The 16,626-nt window shown below is 51.3% G+C and carries 16 protein-coding genes; 1 reads left to right on the top strand and 15 read right to left on the bottom strand.

Annotated features, from left to right (window positions below; translation table 11 throughout):
- Positions 1–75: 75 nt before the first annotated feature.
- From HQN87_RS15020 to rpsF, 15 genes are all read right to left on the bottom strand, one after another.
- Positions 76–744 (bottom strand): hypothetical protein, encoded by a 669-nt coding sequence (locus tag HQN87_RS15020; RefSeq protein WP_173134641.1) that lies wholly within the window; start codon positions 742–744, stop codon positions 76–78.
- Positions 745–959: 215 nt separating this feature from the next.
- Complete coding sequence (locus tag HQN87_RS15025) at positions 960–2,246, bottom strand: adenylosuccinate synthase (protein WP_173134644.1); 1,287 nt, start codon at positions 2,244–2,246, stop codon at positions 960–962.
- A 287-nt stretch (positions 2,247–2,533) separates the two neighbouring features.
- Positions 2,534–3,895 (bottom strand): replicative DNA helicase, encoded by a 1,362-nt coding sequence (gene dnaB, locus HQN87_RS15030; protein ID WP_036699821.1) that lies wholly within the window; start codon positions 3,893–3,895, stop codon positions 2,534–2,536.
- A gap of 1 nt (position 3,896) precedes the next feature.
- Positions 3,897–4,343, bottom strand: coding sequence for a 50S ribosomal protein L9 (gene rplI, locus HQN87_RS15035; RefSeq protein ID WP_173134647.1), 447 nt, complete (start codon positions 4,341–4,343; stop codon positions 3,897–3,899).
- Positions 4,340–6,343, bottom strand: a complete 2,004-nt coding sequence (locus tag HQN87_RS15040) for a DHH family phosphoesterase (RefSeq protein ID WP_173134650.1) — start codon at positions 6,341–6,343, stop codon at positions 4,340–4,342. Before HQN87_RS15040 ends, rplI begins: the two co-directional genes overlap by 4 nt.
- Positions 6,344–6,354: 11 nt before the next feature.
- Positions 6,355–7,251 carry a DUF2232 domain-containing protein gene (locus tag HQN87_RS15045; RefSeq protein WP_367272727.1) on the bottom strand — a complete coding sequence of 299 codons (897 nt, stop codon included), beginning with the start codon at positions 7,249–7,251 and terminating at the stop codon, positions 6,355–6,357.
- Between the two features lie 27 nt (positions 7,252–7,278).
- Positions 7,279–7,581 carry a MazG-like family protein gene (locus tag HQN87_RS15050; RefSeq protein WP_171717780.1) on the bottom strand — a complete coding sequence of 101 codons (303 nt, stop codon included), beginning with the start codon at positions 7,579–7,581 and terminating at the stop codon, positions 7,279–7,281.
- 207 nt (positions 7,582–7,788) lie between these two features.
- Positions 7,789–8,214 (bottom strand): CBS domain-containing protein, encoded by a 426-nt coding sequence (locus HQN87_RS15055; protein ID WP_173134656.1) that lies wholly within the window; start codon positions 8,212–8,214, stop codon positions 7,789–7,791.
- A gap of 189 nt (positions 8,215–8,403) precedes the next feature.
- Positions 8,404–9,456, bottom strand: a complete 1,053-nt coding sequence (locus HQN87_RS15060) for an LCP family protein (protein WP_173134659.1) — start codon at positions 9,454–9,456, stop codon at positions 8,404–8,406.
- 394 nt (positions 9,457–9,850) lie between these two features.
- Positions 9,851–11,572 (bottom strand): oligopeptide ABC transporter substrate-binding protein, encoded by a 1,722-nt coding sequence (gene opp4A / locus HQN87_RS15065; protein ID WP_173134662.1) that lies wholly within the window; start codon positions 11,570–11,572, stop codon positions 9,851–9,853.
- A gap of 230 nt (positions 11,573–11,802) precedes the next feature.
- Positions 11,803–13,764: an endonuclease MutS2 gene (locus tag HQN87_RS15070; protein ID WP_173134665.1), complete on the bottom strand. Its 1,962-nt coding sequence runs from the start codon at positions 13,762–13,764 to the stop codon at positions 11,803–11,805.
- A 465-nt stretch (positions 13,765–14,229) separates the two neighbouring features.
- Positions 14,230–14,604, bottom strand: a complete 375-nt coding sequence (locus HQN87_RS15075) for a VOC family protein (protein WP_173134668.1) — start codon at positions 14,602–14,604, stop codon at positions 14,230–14,232.
- Between the two features lie 170 nt (positions 14,605–14,774).
- Positions 14,775–15,047 carry a 30S ribosomal protein S18 gene (gene rpsR / locus HQN87_RS15080; RefSeq protein ID WP_036699837.1) on the bottom strand — a complete coding sequence of 91 codons (273 nt, stop codon included), beginning with the start codon at positions 15,045–15,047 and terminating at the stop codon, positions 14,775–14,777.
- Between the two features lie 21 nt (positions 15,048–15,068).
- A complete protein-coding gene (gene ssb / locus HQN87_RS15085) occupies positions 15,069–15,584 on the bottom strand; it encodes a single-stranded DNA-binding protein (protein ID WP_173134671.1) in 516 nt (171 codons plus the stop codon).
- Positions 15,585–15,633: 49 nt separating this feature from the next.
- A complete protein-coding gene (gene rpsF, locus HQN87_RS15090; RefSeq protein WP_036699842.1) occupies positions 15,634–15,918 on the bottom strand; it encodes a 30S ribosomal protein S6 in 285 nt (94 codons plus the stop codon).
- A gap of 247 nt (positions 15,919–16,165) precedes the next feature.
- Here rpsF and HQN87_RS15095 point away from each other — a divergent pair, with 247 nt between their 5' ends.
- Positions 16,166–16,363: a YjzC family protein gene (locus tag HQN87_RS15095; protein WP_173134674.1), complete on the top strand. Its 198-nt coding sequence runs from the start codon at positions 16,166–16,168 to the stop codon at positions 16,361–16,363.
- Positions 16,364–16,626 lie beyond the last annotated feature (263 nt).

Here is a 16,626-nt window from a genome sequence, read left to right on the forward strand (position 1 = left end):
ACCCGCGAAATTCGCGGGTTTATGGCCTAAATATGCGTCTCAAGCCACGATGTCGTGTCCAAAAAGTGACATTTTTTAATTCTGATTCGGCTCCGCATTGTCGGGTGTAAGCATTTTCATCAGAGCCTTATATTCATCTGCATCTACATATTTCTCAATGATTCCCTGCAATTCCGTTACTTCGCTCTCTGTCAACCCGCCTTCCAGGGCAGCGGAGATTTTGATCATCTCCTCCTGCGGAAGCTTGGTCATCAGAATATTGAAAATATTGGATTTCTCATTCGCAGGGAGATTCTCCTTCAGGTCATTCATCGCCTCCGGTGTCATCACCAGATTCTGGTCCAGGGCACTTTCGCTCTGTTCTTCCCCAGCCGCAGCTTGTCCCATTACAGGCAGCGCGTTCTCCGGCACCTTTTCATCCACTGACTGATTCTCCGTATTGCCCGTATTGCCCGTCTTCCCTCCACTATTGCCCTGCTCGCCGTCCGTCTTGCCTGAATCTGTCTCTGTGGTTGTCTCCTTGGATATCTCGTCCTTGGGATTCGCCCCGCTGCCGCCCCCCATCCCGGTCAGACCCTTCACGAAGCCGCCGATCCCCGGACCCGGTCCATCCAGCTTAATATCCAAGCTCGCCAGTACCGACTGGATATACGTATTCACAACATATGCAGTCGTCAGCATCGACAATCCGCTGGCCAGCACAACAATCAGGCAGATGCCAAGCGCGCGTTTCACTATTCTCATCATCATCTCTCCCTTACAGCCTGCTCTATTCATTCCCTGAAGAATCAGTCCGGATGTGATCCCATTCTCACAGTATTGACTAGAACAAGGCTGGGGAAACGTGCCTGAGGTATAGAAAAGTGGTCCATCCACTGTACATTAGCCTGAAAATACAAAAAAGCAGGCACCTCCAACGAGGTCCCTGCTCCTGTACTTCCTATTCACACTGCTTCAATCTAGATATAGATGGGCAGCACTTGATTGGTCTGTTCCCGGTTGCGGCCCACGGAGAAGATCGAGATCGGAATACCCGTCAGCTCCGATACACGTTCCACATATTTGCGGGTGTTCGCCGGCAGATCATCCAGAGTTTTTGCAGAGGTAATATCCTCGCTCCAGCCTGGAAGCTCCTCATAGACCGCTTCACATTCTGCCAGCATTTTGAGGCTCGCCGGGTAATGGGTAATGATCTCCCCGCGGTACTTGTAGCCGGTGCAGATCTTAACCGTCTCGAGGCCGCTCAGTACGTCCAGCGAGTTCAGCGACAGACCGGTGATTCCGCTGACGCGGCGGGCATGGCGCACCACTACACTGTCGAACCAGCCGACACGGCGGGCGCGTCCGGTTACTGTACCGTACTCATGCCCGGTCTCGCGGATATAATCACCGGTGGCATCGTTCAGTTCAGTAGGGAATGGACCGTCGCCGACACGGGTAGTATAGGACTTCGCTACACCGATAACCTGCTTGATCTTGGACGGGCCAACCCCCGAGCCAATGCAGACGCCGCCTGCCGACGGATTCGATGAAGTTACGAACGGATAAGTACCTTGGTCAATATCCAGCATGACGCCCTGCGCACCTTCAAACAATACTCTGGAATCCGCATCAATAGCCTCATTCAGCACAACCGAGGTATCCGTTACATAGCCGCGCAGCACTTCTGCATACCCCAGATATTTCGCCAGAATCTCTTCCACATCCAGCGCCTCTGCCCCGTATACCTGAGTAATGACCTGGTTCTTCTCTTCCATAAGCGGACGAAGTCTCAGCTCGAATTCCTCGGCATCCATCAGATCGGCGATCCGGATACCATTGCGGGCAGCCTTGTCCATGTAGCACGGGCCGATCCCCTTGCGGGTTGTGCCGATTTTGTTCGGGCCCTTGCGGTCTTCTTCAAGCGCATCCAGCAGCATATGGTAAGGCATAATGACATGGGCACGATCGCTGATAACCAGGTTCTTCGTATCGAAGCCATTTTCATGAATATAATTAATTTCTTGGATCAGGGCTTCCGGATTGATAACCATTCCATTGCCGATAACACAAGTCTTCTCTTTATAAAATACACCAGATGGAATCAAGCTCAGCTTGAATTTCTTCCCGTCAATCAGAATCGTGTGACCGGCATTGTTCCCCCCTTGATACCGGGCGACCACATCTGCACTTTCCGCCAGAAAATCCGTGATCTTCCCTTTGCCTTCGTCTCCCCATTGTGTTCCCACGACGACTACCGTTGACATGTTCATTCCTCCGTAGGTGCAAGCAAGCACCATTATTTTTCAAAATAGAAGAATATCCTTCTATTTCCCGCTGAAACCCACTGTCCCTGTATAAGGACAGGAAGCCGTTTCCACTTGTAATAAGGGCTCTGTACGCGCTTCATTATGTACGCAGCCCTCCGGACACCAGGCGGGCAGACCCGCCAAAGCACAATAATCAGTGTAACAGCGGCACTTTTTAAAGTCAAATAAAAACGAACGATCACAAGTTAATATATGCGATCGTTCGTGTATTGTGCGAATTCTGCCTAACCTGCGAACGGTTCTGCATGTGCCCGCTCGTAGTTGACGAACTTGTTAAAGTTCTTGAGGAACACAAGCTCCACCGTCCCTACCGGACCGTTACGCTGCTTGGCGATAATAATCTCAATGATATTCTTCTTCTCGGTATCCTGATTATAGTAATCATCACGGTACAGGAACGCTACGATATCGGCATCCTGCTCGATGGAGCCCGATTCACGAAGGTCACTCATCATCGGGCGTTTGTCCTGACGCTGCTCCACACCCCGGCTGAGCTGGGACAGGGCGATAACGGGAACGTCAAGCTCACGGGCAATCTGCTTCAGGGTACGCGAGATTTCGGATACCTCCTGCTGACGGTTCTCCCCGGCCTTCCCGCGCCCCTGAATCAGCTGCAGGTAGTCGATGACGATCATTCCGAGGCCTTTTTCCTTCTTCAGCCTGCGGCATTTCGCCCGGATATCGGTCACTGTAATTCCGGGAGTATCGTCAATGTAAATCTCAGACTCCGACAAGGATTGGATGCCCATGGTGAGCTTGGACCAGTCATCATCGCTTTTGAAATCACCGGTACGCATAATATTGGCATCCAGATTGGCTTCGGCGCAGATCATACGCTGAACCAGCTGGGGCGCCGACATTTCCAGACTGAAGATGGCTACGGTCTCCTTCGCCCGGACCGCCACATTCTGTGCGATATTCAGGGCGAAGGCCGTCTTCCCGACAGAAGGACGGGCAGCCACAATAATTAAGTCGTTGCGCTGAAAACCGTTCGTCATATGATCAAGATCAACGAAGCCGGTGGGAATCCCCGAAGTTCCGCCCTTGTTCTGATGGAGCAGCTCCACCCGGTCGAATACCTGCATCAGCACATCACGGATCGCGATGAACCCGCTGCCGCTGCGGCGGTTCGAGATCTCCAGGATTCGCCGCTCGGCATCACTTAGCATAATGCCCACATCTTCGCCGCCGGTATAGCCTTCGCTGACAATCTGCGTCGCTGTGCGGATCAGCCGCCGCAGCATCGCCTTCTCTTCTATAATCTGGGCATAATAATCGACGTTGGCCGCAGTCGGAACCGCATGTGCCAGCTTCGCCAGATAGCTGACACCGCCGATATCCTCAAGCTCCCCCTTATCCTGGAGCCGGGAAGTCAATGTAATCAAGTCAATCGGCTGGCTCTCTTCTCCGAGCTGCACCATCGCCTCAAATATCATCTGATGCGGTTTGTCGTAGAAGTCTTCGGTATTCACCCGCTCCATCGCGGTAATCAGCGCCTCATCCGATAGCAGAACTGCACCCAGTACGGCCTGTTCCGCCTCTAGATTCTGCGGGGGAACCCGATCGAAAAAGAGATCTCCACCCATTCTACTCCTCCGTTACCTGAACCGTGAGGTTAGCCTTTACTTCAGTATGCAGCTTCACTGTTACCTGGAATGTGCCTACATGGCGAATTGAATCGCTCAGCTCAATTTTGCGCTTGTCGATGACGATCCCCTGCGTAGCTGCCAGCGCCTCACCGATCTGCTTGCTTGTGATCGCGCCGAACAGACGGCCGCCTTCACCCGCTTTGGCCTTCAGGGTCAAGGTCAGCTCATCCAGCTTCTTGCCCAGCTGTACAGCCTCCTCTTTCTCCTGGTCCTTGCGGCGTTGTTCTGCGGCCGCCTGATTCTCCAGTGTCTTCACGTTGCCGTCTGTAGCCGGACGAACCAGTCCGCGCGGGAGCAGGAAGTTGGCTGCATACCCTTCCGATACCTCTTTGACCTGTCCCTTCTTGCCTTGACCCTTAACATCTTTAATGAAAATGACCTTCATTCAAATAACCCCTCTTTCGCTTCAATTTCGGCCAATACTGCAAGCAGTCTGGCTTCTGCTTCTTTGGTTGTTCCTTCAAGCTGTACAGCCGCGTTGGACAGATGTCCGCCGCCGCCCAGCTTCTCCATCACCACTTGCACATTCATCCGTCCCAGAGACCGGGCACTGATGCCGATCAGGCCGTCAGGCCGCTCACTGATCACGAAGGACGCTACCACATTCGTCATCCCCAGCAGCGTATCCGCCGTCTGGGCAATCAACAGCTGCGGTATTTTCATTCCAGGCTGAGTGACAACCAGCGCGATTTGGTCATATACCATACGTGCATGCTTGATGATCTCCGCCTTGGAGATGTACTCCTGCAGATCCTCCTTCAGCATCCGCTGAATCAGAATCGTGTCTGCCCCGACCCGGCGCAGGAAGCCGGCAGCCTCGAAGGTGCGCGATCCCGTATGCAGCGCGAAATGCTTCGTATCCACCGTGATGCCCGCCAGCAGCATCGTTGCCTCCAGCGGACTGAGTTTGATCTTGTCGTGAATATACTGCAGCAGCTCAGTTACCAGCTCACAGGTCGATGAAGCATACGGCTCCAGGTACACAAGCACGGCGTCATTGATGAATTCCTCACCCCGGCGGTGATGGTCTACGACCACAATCCGGCTGGCATATTGCACCAGTCTCGGCTCCATAGTCATGGAGGCCTTGTGTGTATCTACAACAATCAGCAGCGTATGCTCCGTCATCACCTGGAGCGCCTGCTCTGTCGTGATGAAGGTTTTGTAGAGCGCCTCATCCTTGCGGATCTCCTCCAGCATCCGGGTGATCGAAGGATTCGGTGTCTCCATCACAATACTAGCTTCCACATTGTACATCTGTGCCGCCTTGAGCAGACCGATTGCCGCTCCCACGGCATCAATATCCGGTATCCGGTGCCCCATAATCAGCACCCGGTCACTCTCCTGCATCAGATCCCGCAGGGCATGGGCGATCACGCGCGCCCGCACCCGGGTACGCTTCTCTGCGGCATTGCTCTTGCCGCCGTAGAAGGAGAGCCGCTGGCCCGCCTTCACGGCGGCCTGGTCTCCGCCTCTGCCCAGTGCCATATCCAGACTCGACTGGGCCAGCGCTCCAAGCTCACTGGCTGATTCCGCCCCATACGCAAGGCCTATGCTCAGCGTCATAGGCACCTTAAGATCCGCTGTCATCTCGCGGACCTCATCTAGCACCACAAACCGGCTCTCCTCCAGGGCCTGAAGACTCCGGTGGTTCAGCAGCATAAGATACCGTTCTGAAGACAAGCGGCGCAGATACACCTCGAACTGCTTGCTCCACTCCGTAATCTCACTGGCTACCTTGGCAATCAGCGAAGTACGCTGCTGATCATCCATGCCCTGGGCGGCCTCATCCAGATTATCCATCATGACAATACCGATCGCCAGCTTCTCATCCTCATACCGTTCACGCAGGACAACAAGCTCTGTAATATCGAACAAATACAGCAGACGTTCGCTTGGAATCACCACGACCTGATAATAACGGTCATCGACCGAGAGTTCATGGCGGTGATCCTTCAGCACTCCGTCCTTGGCCTGTTCCCGCTTATGCGGTATATTCTGCAGAGAAGCCATGACATCCGGCATCAGCTCCTGCATGCTCTCGCCTACAAGAGATTTGCGGGAGAAAATATTGCCGGCATTCCGGTTATGCCATTCTACGGCGCGGTCCTCACTGTACAGGATAATTCCGAGCGGAAGCATACTTACAGCTTCCCCCTCCACCCGCTTAATACGGAACGACAGGCCGTTAATATACTCTACAAGGTTGCGGCGGAACGACAGCTCGGCCTGCAGCATGGTGAAACACAGTGTCCCGGCCAGAAAGAGGCTGGCAACGCCGAGGACCCAGTTATAGATGCTTACCACTATAATCAGGACCAGCAGCAGCAAGAACGCCCACACGGTATGATAGCCGTGCCAGCGTCTTTGCAGAAATTTTGGCATGAGCTCTCACCCTATCGTTTCGATTTCTTGACAAGCTCCCGCAGCGGAAACGCCAGGTCCACCACACCGATAATCCAGAATCCCGGCAGAGCTATAACAGGTATCGCCAGCAGGAGTGCTATAATCTTGCTCCACTTCCGTTCATGCACCAGGAAGAAGAGGAAACCGATGGTTTGAATCTTGAACGCAATTTGCAGCAGCGGCAGCAGATTGGCCGAGACCATCAGCATGAAGCCGCTGTCTGCACCGCCGAACAGCAGGCTGATCACCACGCCAAGCAGATAATACCAGATGAAGGATCTGGCAAGTCTCCACTCCCGTGCAGGCTTCAGCTTGGGTACCGCATATCCCATGCTGTTCAGAATAGGGCGGACAATGGAATGGGTAATGACAGCCATGACGAATGCGCTGAGGATCAGCGTCATTGGAATCGCCTGGATGGTGAGCCAGCTCATCTGGCCAATCTGATCGGATGAGATGGTGATTTCAGTCAGCAGCGGATTGCTCGCTCCCATACTTGCCAGCCAATCCGCATAGGTCTTCAGAACATCGTAGACATAGTCATATAAATTAAACTTGAGGAACGCAGTGCTGATTAGCAGGATCATCAGGAATTCAGCTAATATAGCGACCATGCCGGCAACCAGGGTTGAGATCGCTGATGCCCTTTTCCTGTACCAGCGCCCCATCACCAGGGCCGGGATCAGGAAATAGGCCGCAATCAACAGATACATGGGTGTAATCAGGCCTACAATCAGCAGGACCGGTAACAGATGCAGAATAAACTGCTTAGTGCTGAGTGTAGTGTAGAGCACTATGGCCGGAATAATCATAAACAGGGTCGTAATAAGCAGCAACGGGGTTGACAGGGATAACAGCAGCAATAAATAAACTATGCTCCAAGCCACAGATGTCCAGCGAAATTTCAACAGTATTCACCTCTTACGCATATGTTCTTCTAACGCAGATATATCCTGGTACCATTCTTCCAGCTGATGGCCTTCCTGCCTGTGCTTTCTCAGCTTCTCCATCAGTAAATCATCCAGCTCACGATAAGGGATACCCAGTCTGCGCCCCAGTATATAAGAGCTCATAATCAGGCTGGCCAGACTATCGCCAACACGGGCGGTGCTGCCTTCCCACAACGCTTTGAATAACCTTGAGACTTGATCAATTACTTCGGTCTTTAACCACTCGATTACCTTGGCACGTTTGGCCACATCCAGGTCCTTCGGCACATTGGGCACTGTCTCTCTACCTCCGGCAAAAAGCATTATTCTCCATTATAGCATAAAAATTTCCGAGCCACACGGACGCCTGCCACCCCGGAACCTGGCCTCATTCAGTGAGGTTACCGCTCCGCTAATCTTTCAAAAAAGGCCCGCATTCCGTTACGCCGGAAATACAGGCCTTGGTTCCTTCAGCATGGTTAACTCATGATGTGGTTATAACGATTCCTGGGATTGCCGTGAGACAAATTTCTCGCAGTATTCAATAATCTGACTCCGGCGTACAATGCCGATGAACCGCTTCATATCGTCGACCACCGGTACAAAGTTCTGCACCTTGGCCAGATTGATCAGATCCTCCATATCCGCATCAATCGAGACCGCCAGATTATTCATCCGCAGCGGCACATCCTTGAGCAGAAATTTGGAAGCATTCTCAAAAGTGACCGCGCCACCTGACTCCTTCATGTACCAGAGCAAATCCCCTTCTGTAACCGTTCCGGCATATTCTCCGTTCCGGTTCAGAATCGGCACTGCAGTATAGCGGTGAAACTCCATCCGTTCCAGGGTCTGACGCAGCGTCGAATCCATTGTAACGCAGGCTACCTCCTGTTTAGGAAGTAAAAAAAACGCAATATTCATCTCTTGATCCTCCTCAAAGAGTTCCGAAGGAATGATGCTCTACCTTCCTTGCTATAAGGCCCATCGTAGTTATACGACTCCGGCAGCAATTAGTTCCACTCCATTATACCATGAAGACAGTAAACAGCAGCCATTAACCTTAAGCAATGGCTGCTGTATCTAATAAGAACAGGAGTGGCGGATTAACCGTTACTGCGCTGCGGATGTAGCCGCCGGCTCCAGCGCGTTCCCCGCCTTGCCGGGTTCAATAAGCTGGTCAACCGGGGTGTTGGCATTCATCCAGTTGTCGATCATGGCCTGGGCTTCGCTCAGATCCTCTTCATCCACAATATCGTAGTAGACACCGCCGATGCGCTTGCCTTCTCCCATGACGGTGAAGCTGGAGATATCCATATCCTTGCCGCCCATGAACTTCTTGGCCAGACTGATAATCATGGAAGGCTGGATATCCGTTTTGAAATTGTCGCCCATAATATCCAGCAGCTCCGGGATATTGCCGATTTGGCTGATCGATAACATTTTATTCGCTACAACATCAATAAAGACCTGCTGCCGTTTGGTCCGGTTGAAATCACTATCCTCCCGGTAGCGGGTATAGTTAAGCGCCTCTTCACCACTGTAGTTCGATTTATTAGCTTTGATGGTGAACTTATCATGGTCTGCGCCTTTGTTGACAATATCCTTCTTAATCGGAAGCGGAACGCCGCCAATCGCATCCACGGCATCCTTCAGCCCCTGGAAGTTAATGGTGGCATAATACTGAATATCATGGCCGAGCAGCGCTTCCAGCGTATCCTTGGACATTTGCTGGCCGCCAAAAGCGTAAGCATGTGTAATTTTGTCCTTCTTATTGCCGCTATGTCCGATGATTTCCGTGTACGTGTCCCGGGGAATGGAGATCAGCAGGATCTTATAATCCTCCGGACGGACGACTGCAAACATCATGGTATCAGACCGTGCCACTTCATTGCCCCGCTGATCTGTACCCAGAAGCATCAGGGAGAACGGATCGCTTTTGTACACGACCGGTTCAGCTTTCACTGTACTTGTAGTAGTCTTGTTATCATTATCCAGCGGCTGATAGGATTCCTGCGCCAGCTTAGTCTCAACCTGATCTGACAAAAAGAGGTCAAAGGCCAGCACAGCGAGCGGCTTCTGGAACAGAAACCCTCCAGCAGCAATTACCAGTACAATAATGAGCGCAATGTATCTTTTCTTTATTTTTTTGATCTTTTTCATCATTTTGATTCCTTCTTTGTGGTGGATTGTACATATAATTGCCTTAATCTATTTACAATGCCCGCCTGGGTTCCCAGGACAGTCATGACTGGGCTGTTCTTACTGCTATGCGCCGCCCTGCTTCAAATGGTATTGTTCCCCCTTTCCGGGATTCGGGTCGTTCTAATTTTAGAATAAACATGGTAAACGGCTTTGACACATAAACAATATTTCTATTGTAATCACTTCACAACTAAAAAGAAACAACAAATAACGACAACTTCAGCCTCTTTGCTGCTTATATTCCATAAAGTATATGACGCAGCAAACTCCGTTTTGATTCTTATTTTCGCAAAAAAATAAAATAGGGCAGTCTGCGCTGCAAGCCGAACGCTGCAGATCAGACCACCCTAAGGGGTTATTGATTATCCTTAATCCACCAGTTCTGCGGGTCCCGGATATTGCTTATGGCGTTCATCGTCACACCCTGGACACGCTTATTCACGGCGGTGATATTGGACCGTTCCGAGAAAAAGATCATCGGAACCTCATCATTAATCAGCTTCTGCCATTCATAATAGACCTCTGTGCGGAAATCCTTGTCGTAGGCTCTCAGGCTTACTCCGTCACGAATCAGTTCCTCGCTGAGCTTCGACGTCCACCGGGGATAATTCCACGAATCCGTCGCCCGCCATAACCCCGAAGGATCAGGGTCGCTGGCCAGTCCCCAGACCCCGTTAAACAGCTCTACTGACGGATCATCGGACTCCACTGCTTCATAGAAGGTGTTCAGCTCCTTCAGGCTTCCTCCGTTCAGCCGCACATCCAGTCCCACATCACGCCAGTTCTGCAGAATGGCTGCTGTTCGCGCTTCGGCGGTTTTGCTTCCGCTCATAGCATCATAATGAATGATGAACTTCTTGCTGCCCGGATCTTCCCGGAGTCCGTCCCCGTCCCTGTCGAGATATCCCGCTTCATCCAGGAGCTGCATGGCCTTCTCCGGAAGATACGGATAGGTATCAATCTCCCCGTCCTCTATCTTAGCCCAGCTTGAGCTGGGAACAGGCGTCTCGATAAGCGTTCCGAGACCGTAGGAGTATTCATCAATAATTCCCTGCCGGTCAAGCGCATAATACATCGCTTTGCGGAGCCTTTTATCCCGGAATTTGGGATTATCCATGACCACCTGATTGCTTGCTTCATCCCAGTGCCCGAACTTGAATCCGATATATTCATAAGTCAGCCCTGGTGTCACCTGGATCTCAACATTATCCAGCTGTCTGGCAGCCGGGTAGGCATCACGCGGCACAGTGACGATATCTATGCTGCCCGCTTCGAGCTGAGCCGTGATATCCTTGCTGTCGATAGTCTGGTACGTTACCCCGTCCAGCAGCGCTTTGCCCTTATAATAATCGTCGAATCTTGTCATCTCGACACGCTGGCCCGGCACAATGCTGGTTACCATGAACGGGCCGATCCCGATCGGCTGCTTGCGTACCTGGTCACTGTTCATCATGTCTTTGACGGCGACACCCTCGAAGTACCTCTTGTTCATCGGGTAAGCCCACAGATTATCAATCACGTTCACCCGTGCGGCATTCATTGTAATGCGCAGCGTATAAGGGTCCATCACCTTAATCCCTGTGATTTCCTTCGCCAGACCCTGATGATAGGCTTCTGCGCCCTTAATCATCTCAACACTGTAATATCTGGAACCCGTATAATCCGGGCTGGCAATCGTCTCAAGGGCAAATTTCCAATCCTCAACCGTCAATTCATCGCCGTTATGCCAGCGGACCCCGGGCTTGATTGTGAAGGTAAATACCGTATGATTGTCAGATTCCTGCCAGCTCGCGATATTAGGAGCCGTGGTCAAGTCATCATTCACCGTAAACATAGCTTCAGTGGTGAATTCCAGTACATTCGAATCATCTTCCCCTTCAAAAAAAGCCGGTTCAAAAATCCCCTGAAAAGCTGACGGGTAGCCGTAATTCACAGTCCCGCCTGTAATGGGTTCATCGGCGGTTTGGCTTAAGCGCGCCACAACATTCTGGACGGCCGGGCTTGACCCGCTGCATGCCGACAATGCCACCACGAGTACAAGCGGTAGCATTAGTCTGCCGATGAGTTGGTTTGACATATATTTCTTCCCTCCCGGGTTGGATCACACAGTAATGTAAGCGGTTTCTACACTAGATTTTACTGTAATGCCTATTATGCAGATTATGGACAAATAAATATTCCACATTATAGAGGATAACCAATATTGGCTGCAAAGTGAAGCCCTTTATTTATTTTTGCAGTGCCAGCATCGCTTTATATTTGACAAAAAGCCTGCCCTGACGGGCAGACTCCGGTGATCACAACACCTTATTTTTCCTCCCCGGGATGGATGATGCTCAGCCCCTCGACATGCTTTTTCCGCATCAGCTTACGCTTCTTGCGCGTCTCCTTGCTCTCGAAGATAATATCAAAATCATAATCCTCCGGATATAGCTCCTCCTTGGACAGATATGGCTTCAGCCGTTTATGGTTAATGATCATTTTCTGCTTCTGGATCATCACTCCGACCCTTCCCCGGCTGTCCTTCTTCTCATAGACGATGCCGGTGCGCCCCAGAGAGCTGACATAGACGGCATCCCCTACCTCAAATTCAGGTTTCAGAGCCGTTGGCTCCTGCACCGCAGCGGCTCCCTCTTCTCCACCAGCCATATCGTCAGCTCCTGCACTTGCCCGAGCCTCAGCAGCTTTACCCCTCTGTGCTTCTTCCAATGTGTCCTTCCACGGGCTGTGGCTGCCTCTGTGTTCCCGCTGCACTGTAACAAGCTCCCTGGCACGCTCAATTACAGACGGGACTATCCCCAGCTTCGCAGCGATCTGTAAGGCATAACTCTCGCCCGCTTCGCCAATCGTCAACCGGTACAGCGGCTGCAGAGTGTTCTTGTCGAACTCCATCCGTGCATTCTGAAATCCCGGCGTCGCCGCAGCAAATGCCTTCAATTCATTGAAGTGGGTGGTTACAACGATGTTGGCCCCCTTACGGTTCAGCTCCTCCAGTATGGCGATGGACAGCGCGAAGCCTTCACCGGGGTCTGTGCCGGCTGCCAGCTCGTCGATCAGCAGCAGCACGCCTCTGCCCGCATCGCTGAGCATCCCTTCAATACTCTTCATTTGTGCGGAGAAGGTACTCAGGGACTGTGTCAGGCTCTGGCCGTCGCCGATCACGCTGATTACATTGGTGAAGACAGCGAAGTCACTGCCGGGGTCAACCGGCACCAGAAGGCCTGACTGTGCCATTAATACGAGTAGACCCAGTGTTTTGAGCACAACCGTCTTACCGCCCGTATTCGGCCCGGTTACGATCAGTGATTTGTACCCCTGGCCGAATTCCAGACTAACCGGCACCATATCCTTCAGCAGCGGGTGTCTGCCTCCATTCATCCTCAGAGCTCCTCGTTCGTTCAGGGAGACAGGCATCGCATCTATAGCCCGGGCGTACTTTCCTTTGGCGAAAATAAAGTCATAAGTGCCCGTTACCTCGATATTTAGCCGCAAGACGGCCTGCTCCTGCTCTAACAGCCCGGTCAGCATACTCAGGATAATTCCCTCCTCACGGGCTTCGTCGGCTGTCAGCAGCTCTATCACCCCCTGAAGCGAGGCCACCTCCTCCGGCTCAACGAATACCGTCTGCCCGCTTGTAGACTGGTCCAGTACCGAGCCTTTGATTTGCTTGTGATACTCCCGCTTCACCGGAATCACATAACGGCCGCCGCGCATACTGACCAGGCTGTCCTGCAGAATGGATTTATGCCGGTTCATGATACTCTCCAGCTTCCTGTGCAGCCGCTCCTTGGCAACCGCCAGCCGTTTACGCACCCGTTCCAGCCCTTTGCTGGCCTGGTCATCAATGACGCCCAGCCGGATACACCGTTCGATCTCTTCCCGGACAGCCCTCAGCTCCTGCAGAGAAGCGCCGTATGACGCAATGCGCGGAGCAATCTGCTCCTTGGAGGCCATGTACTTCCGTAATTGTCCGCAGCTGTTCAGGAACAGCGACACTGCGGTGAAATCCTGCTCATTGTACATATAACCGGTCCCCAGCAGTGACAGCACCCATTCAATCCCTTCCAGCGAAGGGATCGGCACGCTCGCCCCCCGTTCCAGCAGCTCCTTCGCTTCCTGCGCCTCTTCGAGCGCCCGGTGTATGGCCGGCAGATATACCATCGGTTCCAGCTCACTTACATATCTTCTTCCTTCATACGATACAGCGTGACGCATCAGCTCCTGCTTGATCGTCCCGTATTCCAAGGTATTCATACTCTGTACATTCACTGCTATTCCTCCCTTTATGTGCGGCCTTATCTTGAGGCCGAATGAATCCTAACGCAAAAAAAGGGCGAAGACCGCCACTACGGCAGTCTTCGCCCTCCTTCAGGTGCTATTCTTCTCTTAGGCTCCAGGATTCCCTTCCCTCCCCGGGATACTCCTGAACAACAGAAAAACCGTGCTGCAAAGAGCACGGTTCATCACAAAGAGAATAATAGCCGTAAAGAGGCCATCATGACGCTTCGCGTGTGTTCTTAACTAAATCATTCATTCCTGCAGCCCGTTATCTCCCCAGGTCAGGCATGTCACCGGGACATACTCTAACAAGACATGCTCATAGCGATAATCAGAACATGCTGCGGCTAACTGCCGGAACGATATGAAATTGCTTAGTTAAGAACGCTCACCAACATCAAAATTTCCCCTTTAGTTATAGGATACCTGTAATTTACTACATCTGGAATAGGATTGTCAATTGCCGGCAAAGCAATTCATTACCCATGTAATACCGTTTTTACCGTCAGCGACCTGTCCATGAAGTGCTCCGAAGAACGTTTTTTGCAGTTCGACCTTAACCTGCCCGCCCTCTGAGCTCAGTTTCTCATAAATCGCCCGCATCTCATCCTCATTGTCCAACCCCAGAATAACACTTACATTCTCTGTCTTGGCACCTTTGCCGTAATCATCGGAGAAGTGAATCAGAGTCTGCCCCAAATGCAGCTCAGCATGCAGCAACTTGCCATTATGTTCATTCAGAACCTTGATCTCTCCGCCAAAAACGCTCTTGTAGTACTCCACAGACTCCTGCACGTGCTCAATAATAATGTAAGGACTTGCACTGATCATTTGTCATTCCTCCAAGTTGAATTTAAATGGCTTAGCTGATACATATATATTGACAAAATAACCCCACATAGTGGGGCCTTAGCTTAGGTGTTTATTCAGGCGTTTTGCAGGGACTATCCCCACACCCAGACAAAAAGCAGCCGGCTAAGCCGGCTGCTTCAGAAAACGTCCTATTCCGTTGTGTAAGGCAGCAGCGCGATTTGACGCGAGCGTTTTACAGCAATAGTCAGAGCGCGTTGGTATTTTGCACTTGTACCAGTTACACGACGCGGCAAAATCTTTCCGCGTTCGCTGATGAACTTCTTAAGAAGCTCAGTGTCTTTATAGTCAATGTGAGTAATCTTGTTCACAGTGAAATAGCACACTTTTTTACGCTTGTTGCGTCCACCACGACGTGCCGGTCTTTTGTCGTTGTCCGCACCTTCTCTTGGTTTGAAAGCCATGTTCAGTTCAGTCCTTCCTTATTAAAATGGCAAATCATCGTCCGATATATCGATCGGTTTTCCATCGCCCGAAAAAGGATCTTGGGTATTGTTGTTACGCGAGAAATTATTGTTATTTCCATTTCCGCGAGCACTGTTCCCACCGTTACCGCCGCCACCTAAGGCTGGCTCTTCAGGCATACTTCCACCACTTGATGCATTTCCGCCTTCACGGCTCTGCGCGGATTCCAGGAAACGGACATTATCGGCAATAACTTCAGTAACGTATACACGTTTGCCTTCGTTATTCTCGTAATTCCGTACTTGGATGCGTCCCTCTACGGCTGCCAGTCGTCCTTTGCGCAAGTAATTGGCACAGGTCTCAGCCAGCTGTCTCCAGGTTACTACCGGGATAAAGTCCGCTTCGCGTTCACCGTTCTGGCCCGTAAAGTTGCGGTCTACGGCAAGCGTAAACTGCGTTACGGCAACACCAGCGGGAGTATAACGAAGTTCCGGGTCACGGGTCAACCGACCGATCAGAATGATACGGTTCAACAATTAGGTCCCCTCCTTAAAAGCGCGATTCGTTACAAAGCTTGTCAATATCTTAGGCAACGTCGTTCGTAATGAGATAACGAATGACTTCGTCAGAAATCTTCATGATACGCTCAAGTTCAGTAACTACTGCAGGTTCTGCACTGAAGTTAACCAAAACAAAAACGCCATCACGATGTTTCTTGATCTCATACGCAAGACGGCGTTTACCTTGTACGTCGTGCTTTGTAATTTCTCCGCCGTTGGAGATGATGCCTTGGAATTTTTCGACTGCTGCTTGAACGGCTTCTTGTTCAATGTCAGGACGAATAATGTACATGACTTCATATTTGCGCATAATTTTCACCTCCTTATGGTCTGAGGCCCCTAATCAGGTCAGGAGCAAGGAACGAGCACAAACATAGACTCGCACCAAATCAATATACCAAATTATATAGATGAATGCAAGTCTTATTCAAGCATCCAGATGCTGGTGCTACAGAAAGATAATGCTCCCTGTTCCCCTCAAGCTGCCTGAGTAATCCCGGGTGGACGGGGCCACAATATAACAGCTTCATCATCTTACAACAGGAGGTATCCATACCATGGGCGAACAAACAGAATACGAAAAGGGCGACAAGGCCCCCAACCCGGGTGTCTACACTGAAGTAGGCGAAGCCCGCAGCTTCCATACCGAGATTCAGAATCCGAAACGGATCGAAATGGAGAAGGGCGACACTTTTCCCGAGACCTCCAACAAGAACCGTAAATGGAAAAAAGTCGAGAAGGCACGCGTCCATTAATTTAGTAAGGCAACAGGTATAAAACCATCCAGTCTGCACATACTATACCCAGGCAGTACAAAAGAGAGGTGTGGTTCCGTTGAACGTCGCAGACGAACACGATCACAGGGATTCTGAATCAGCAACTATCGTAACCCGGGACGAGTGAAGCTGGCCCGATAAAAAAGGCATCAGCTTTGGTATGACCCAATCACAGTAGTAGCTACAGACAGAGACTTCCGAACATCATTGATGTACTGCCTCTTGAAGAGAGACCTTAACCG

Source organism: Paenibacillus tritici (assembly GCF_013204885.1).
In the GTDB taxonomy this organism is placed as follows: domain Bacteria; phylum Bacillota; class Bacilli; order Paenibacillales; family Paenibacillaceae; genus Paenibacillus_AQ; species Paenibacillus_AQ tritici.

What these genes read in the sequence shown, in the direction of transcription:
- HQN87_RS15020 (WP_173134641.1), bottom strand. Translation starts at nt 744, where the DNA reads ATGAGAATAGTGAAACGCGCGCTTGGCATCTGCCTGATTGTTGTGCTG.
- HQN87_RS15025 (WP_173134644.1), bottom strand. Translation starts at nt 2,246, where the DNA reads ATGTCAACGGTAGTCGTCGTGGGAACACAATGGGGAGACGAAGGCAAA.
- dnaB (WP_036699821.1), bottom strand. Translation starts at nt 3,895, where the DNA reads ATGGGTGGAGATCTCTTTTTCGATCGGGTTCCCCCGCAGAATCTAGAG.
- rplI (WP_173134647.1), bottom strand. Translation starts at nt 4,343, where the DNA reads ATGAAGGTCATTTTCATTAAAGATGTTAAGGGTCAAGGCAAGAAGGGA.
- HQN87_RS15040 (WP_173134650.1), bottom strand. Translation starts at nt 6,343, where the DNA reads ATGCCAAAATTTCTGCAAAGACGCTGGCACGGCTATCATACCGTGTGG.
- HQN87_RS15055 (WP_173134656.1), bottom strand. Translation starts at nt 8,214, where the DNA reads ATGAATATTGCGTTTTTTTTACTTCCTAAACAGGAGGTAGCCTGCGTT.
- HQN87_RS15060 (WP_173134659.1), bottom strand. Translation starts at nt 9,456, where the DNA reads ATGATGAAAAAGATCAAAAAAATAAAGAAAAGATACATTGCGCTCATT.
- opp4A (WP_173134662.1), bottom strand. Translation starts at nt 11,572, where the DNA reads ATGTCAAACCAACTCATCGGCAGACTAATGCTACCGCTTGTACTCGTG.
- HQN87_RS15075 (WP_173134668.1), bottom strand. Translation starts at nt 14,604, where the DNA reads ATGATCAGTGCAAGTCCTTACATTATTATTGAGCACGTGCAGGAGTCT.
- rpsR (WP_036699837.1), bottom strand. Translation starts at nt 15,047, where the DNA reads ATGGCTTTCAAACCAAGAGAAGGTGCGGACAACGACAAAAGACCGGCA.
- rpsF (WP_036699842.1), bottom strand. Translation starts at nt 15,918, where the DNA reads ATGCGCAAATATGAAGTCATGTACATTATTCGTCCTGACATTGAACAA.
- HQN87_RS15095 (WP_173134674.1), top strand. Translation starts at nt 16,166, where the DNA reads ATGGGCGAACAAACAGAATACGAAAAGGGCGACAAGGCCCCCAACCCG.